This window comes from Sphingomonas sp. NPDC019816 (genome assembly GCF_050274375.1).
GTDB lineage: Bacteria > Pseudomonadota > Alphaproteobacteria > Sphingomonadales > Sphingomonadaceae > Sphingomonas.
Window position 1 is genome coordinate 1 of record NZ_JBNNOB010000213.1, and the last position, 3,970, is coordinate 3,970.

Below are 3,970 nucleotides of genomic sequence, written 5' to 3' on the forward strand. Positions count from 1 at the left end.
GCATGAAGGAAGGCGAGGAGGCATTCCTTCACTATGCCCGCCGCTGCATGGCGTATGGCGCGGCGTGCACTGGCCGCAGCTCTCATGCTTGTAGAAATAGGACAGGCGGCTGATCGCGCGGACGATGTCGGTCGACTTGTCCATGACGATCACGGCCGCCGTGCCGAGGCCCGATCCGACCGCCTTCAGGCCGTCGAAATCCATCGGCGCGTCCATGATCTCGGCGGCCGGCACCAAAGGCACCGACGACCCGCCCGGGATCACCGCGAGCAGATTGTCCCAGCCGCCACGGATACCGCCGCAATGCTTCTCGATCAGCTCACGGAAGCTGATCGACATGCTTTCCTCGACCACGCAGGGGCGATCGACATGGCCGGAGATCTGGAAGAGCTTGGTGCCCTTGTTGTTCTCGCGCCCGAAGGAGGAGAACCACTCGGCGCCGCGACGCAGGATCGTCGGTGCGACCGCGATCGATTCAACGTTGTTCACGGTCGTCGGACAGCCATAGAGGCCCGCACCCGCCGGGAAAGGCGGCTTCAGGCGCGGCTGGCCCTTTTTGCCCTCCAGGCTTTCGATCATCGCGGTCTCTTCGCCGCAGATATAGGCACCGGCACCGCGATGGACGAAGACGTCGAAGTCATAGCCCGAGCCGCAGGCGTTCTTGCCCAGGAAGCCCCGGTCATAGGCTTCGGCGACCGCCGCGAACAGCGTCTCGGCCTCGCGGATATATTCGCCGCGAATATAGATATAGGCCGCCCGCGCGCGCATCGCGAAGCCCGCGACCAGCGCACCCTCGATCAGCTTGTGCGGATCGTGACGGATGATCTCGCGGTCCTTGCACGAACCTGGCTCGGACTCGTCGGCGTTGATGACCAGGAAGCTCGGCCGGTCTGGGCGCGGTTCCTTGGGCATGAAGCTCCACTTCATGCCGGTCGGGAAGCCCGCACCGCCGCGCCCGCGCAGACCCGACGCCTTGATGACGTCGATGATCTTGTCCTGGCCTAGCTCCAGCAGCGCCTTGGTATTGTCCCAATCGCCGCGCTTCATCGCCGCGTCGACGTTCCACGGCTGATAGCCGTAGAGATTGGTGAAAATGCGGTCCTTGTCAGCGAGCATTATGCGCCCCACTCCCCGCGATAGTCGTGATTGTCGCCGACCATGGCGGTCAGCGTGGTCGGACCGCCGATCGGCTCGACCGTATGGCGACCCGGCTCCTGCGTGCCGGTCTTGGGGCTTTCACCCCGGGCCAGCGCTTCCAGGATCGTGACCGTGCGGTCGTAATCCAGATCCTCGTAATTGTCGTCGTTGATCTGGACCATCGGGGCCGAGGCGCAGTTGCCCATGCACTCGACCTCGGTCAGCGTGAACAGGCCGTCGGGCGTGGTCTTGCCCTTGATCAGACCCTTGTTCTTGCACGCCGCCAGCACGTCGTCCGACCCGCGCAGCATGCACGGCGTCGTGCCGCACACCTGGACGTGATAACGACCGACCGGCGCCAGATTGAACATCGTGTAGAAGGTCGCGACCTCATAGATGCGCATATAGGCGACGCCGAGCTGGCGCGCGACGAACTCGATCACCGGAACCGGCAGCCAGCCTTGCGTCTGCGTCTCGGCGCCGACCTGGCGCTGCGCCAGATCGAGAAACGGGATCGAGCAGGACGGTTCGCGGCCCTTGGGATAGCGCGCGAGGATCTCGTTCGCCTTCTTCTGGTTCTCGTCGGTCCAGGCGAAATTGCCCCAGCGGGCGCGGACTTCCGCCTCGTCGGGGATGTTGGGAGCGTCAGCCATTAGCGGTCACATTCACCAAAAACGATGTCCATCGCGCCCAGGATCGCGGTCGTGTCGGCCAGCATATGCCCCTTGGACATGAATTCCATGGCCTGCAGGTGGCTGAACGCGGTCGGGCGGATCTTGCAGCGATAGGGTTTGTTCGATCCGTCGGAGACGAGATACACGCCGAACTCGCCCTTGGGGCTTTCGGTCGCGACATACACCTCACCGGCGGGGACGTGATACCCTTCGGTATAGAGCTTGAAGTGGTGGATCAGCGCTTCCATCGAACGCTTCATCTCGGCGCGCTTGGGCGGCGTGACCTTGCGATCGGTGGCGAGCACCGGCCCCTCGGGCATCTGCGCCAGGCACTGCTTCATGATCCGGGCCGACTGGCGCACTTCCTCGACGCGCACCATGAACCGGTCATAGCAGTCACCGCTGGTGCCCACCGGCACGTCGAAGTCCACCTTGTCATAGGCGTCATAGGGCTGCGACTTGCGCAGATCCCACGGAATGCCCGACCCGCGGATCATCGGGCCGGAGAAGCCCCACTTGATCGCGTCCTCGCGGTTTACTACCGCGATGTCGACATTGCGCTGCTTGAAGATGCGGTTGTTCGACACCAGGCCGATCGCATCCTCGAACAGCTGCGGCAGACGCGTATCAAGCCAGTCGGCGATATCGGTCAGCAGCTTGAGCGGCACGTCCTGATGGACGCCGCCAACGCGGAAGTAATTCGCATGCATGCGCGCGCCCGAGGCCCGCTCATAGAAGTTCATGCAGTCTTCGCGGATTTCGAACATCCACAGGTTCGGCGTCATTGCGCCGACGTCCATCACATGGCTGCCCAGGTTGAGCATGTGGTTCGAAATACGCGTCAGCTCGGCGAAGAACGTCCGCAGATATTGCGCGCGCAACGGCACTTCGAGGTCAAGCAGCTTCTCGACCGCGAGCACATAGCTGTGCTCCATGCACATGGGCGAGCAATAGTCGAGGCGGTCGAAATAGGGCAGCGCCTGCGAATAGGTCTTGTATTCGATCAGCTTCTCGGTGCCGCGATGCAGCAGGCCGACATGCGGATCGACGCGTTCGACGATCTCGCCGTCCAGCTCCATGACGAGGCGAAGCACTCCGTGCGCCGCCGGATGCTGCGGGCCGAAGTTGATCGTATAGTTCTGGATCGACACGTCGCCCGTGGTCGGGTCGGCATCGTCCGTCTTGTGGAGCAGTTCGTCGACGTAGTCGCTCACTGATTCTGTCCTCCGCCCTTGCTCGGCACGACGTCCGGGTCCCTGGGCTTGTCCTCAGCCTTGTTGCCCGGATGCGGCTGACCCGCACCCGTCTGCTTGGGGCTTTCGGTGGTCTTGGTCTCGGGCGCGTTGGCCGCGGCGGTCTTGTCCGGCGCCGCATCGGCCTTCTTCACCGCGTCCGCACTGGCCGGGGTCTGCGCGCCCTTGCCTTGCGGCTGCGCGCCCTTCTCGTCGCCCGGCAGGACGTATTCGGCGCCTTCCCACGGGCTCTGGAAGTCGAAATTGCGGAAGTCCTGCGCCAGCTTCACCGGCTCATAGACGACGCGCTTCTCTTCTTCCGAGTACCGCAGTTCGGTATAGCCGGTCAGCGGGAAGTCCTTGCGCAGCGGATGGCCGCGAAAGCCATAGTCGGTCAGGATGCGACGCAGGTCGCTATTGCCCGAGAACAGCACGCCGTACAGGTCATAGACCTCACGCTCCAGCCAGCCCGCGACCGGCCACAGCCCCGTCACCGACGGCACCGGCTTGTCCTCGTCGGTGCAAACATGGACATGCAGGCGGTGATTGCGGGTCAGCGAGAGCAGGCAATAGACCACCTCGAAACGCTCGTCGCGCTCGGGATAGTCGACGCCGGCGATCTCCATGAGCTGCTGATATTCCAGCCCCTTGGTGTCGCGCAGCGCGATCATCGCGGGGACCAGGTTCGCACGATCGACGATCAGCGCGACCTCGCCGACATGCTCGCGCGCGTCGAGCAGCCAGGGACCGAGTGCGGCGCGCGCCGCATCGATCACGCCGTCATTGGCGGCGAAGCGGGGAGCGGGCGCCCTCACCGTTCGATGCTCCCGGCGCGGCGGATCTTCCGCTGCAAATGCATCACGCCGTACAGCAGCGCTTCGGCGGTCGGCGGGCAGCTTGGGACATAGATGTCCACGTGCCCTCTCC

General features: G+C 64.1%; 4 protein-coding genes and 1 pseudogene. All 5 read right to left on the reverse strand.

Annotated features, from left to right (window positions below):
* On the reverse strand, positions 1-1,116 hold a 1,116-nt coding region (gene nuoF, locus ACQKJZ_RS18510), incomplete at its 3' end, for an NADH-quinone oxidoreductase subunit NuoF (RefSeq protein WP_427733066.1).
* A complete protein-coding gene (locus tag ACQKJZ_RS18515; protein WP_427733068.1) occupies positions 1,116-1,790 on the reverse strand; it encodes a complex I 24 kDa subunit family protein in 675 nt (224 codons plus the stop codon). The genes nuoF and ACQKJZ_RS18515, both read right to left, overlap by 1 nt.
* Positions 1,790-3,025, reverse strand: a complete 1,236-nt coding sequence (locus ACQKJZ_RS18520) for an NADH-quinone oxidoreductase subunit D (RefSeq protein ID WP_183951384.1) — start codon at positions 3,023-3,025, stop codon at positions 1,790-1,792. The genes ACQKJZ_RS18515 and ACQKJZ_RS18520 overlap by 1 nt, the downstream gene beginning before the upstream one ends.
* Positions 3,022-3,858 (reverse strand): NADH-quinone oxidoreductase subunit C, encoded by an 837-nt coding sequence (locus tag ACQKJZ_RS18525; RefSeq protein ID WP_427733071.1) that lies wholly within the window; start codon positions 3,856-3,858, stop codon positions 3,022-3,024. Before ACQKJZ_RS18525 ends, ACQKJZ_RS18520 begins: the two co-directional genes overlap by 4 nt.
* Positions 3,855-3,970 (reverse strand): annotated as a pseudogene (locus ACQKJZ_RS18530) (NADH-quinone oxidoreductase subunit B); the annotation flags it as partial. The gene ACQKJZ_RS18525 and the pseudogene ACQKJZ_RS18530, both read right to left, overlap by 4 nt.

What these genes read in the sequence shown, in the direction of transcription:
- ACQKJZ_RS18515 (WP_427733068.1), bottom strand. Translation starts at nt 1,790, where the DNA reads ATGGCTGACGCTCCCAACATCCCCGACGAGGCGGAAGTCCGCGCCCGC.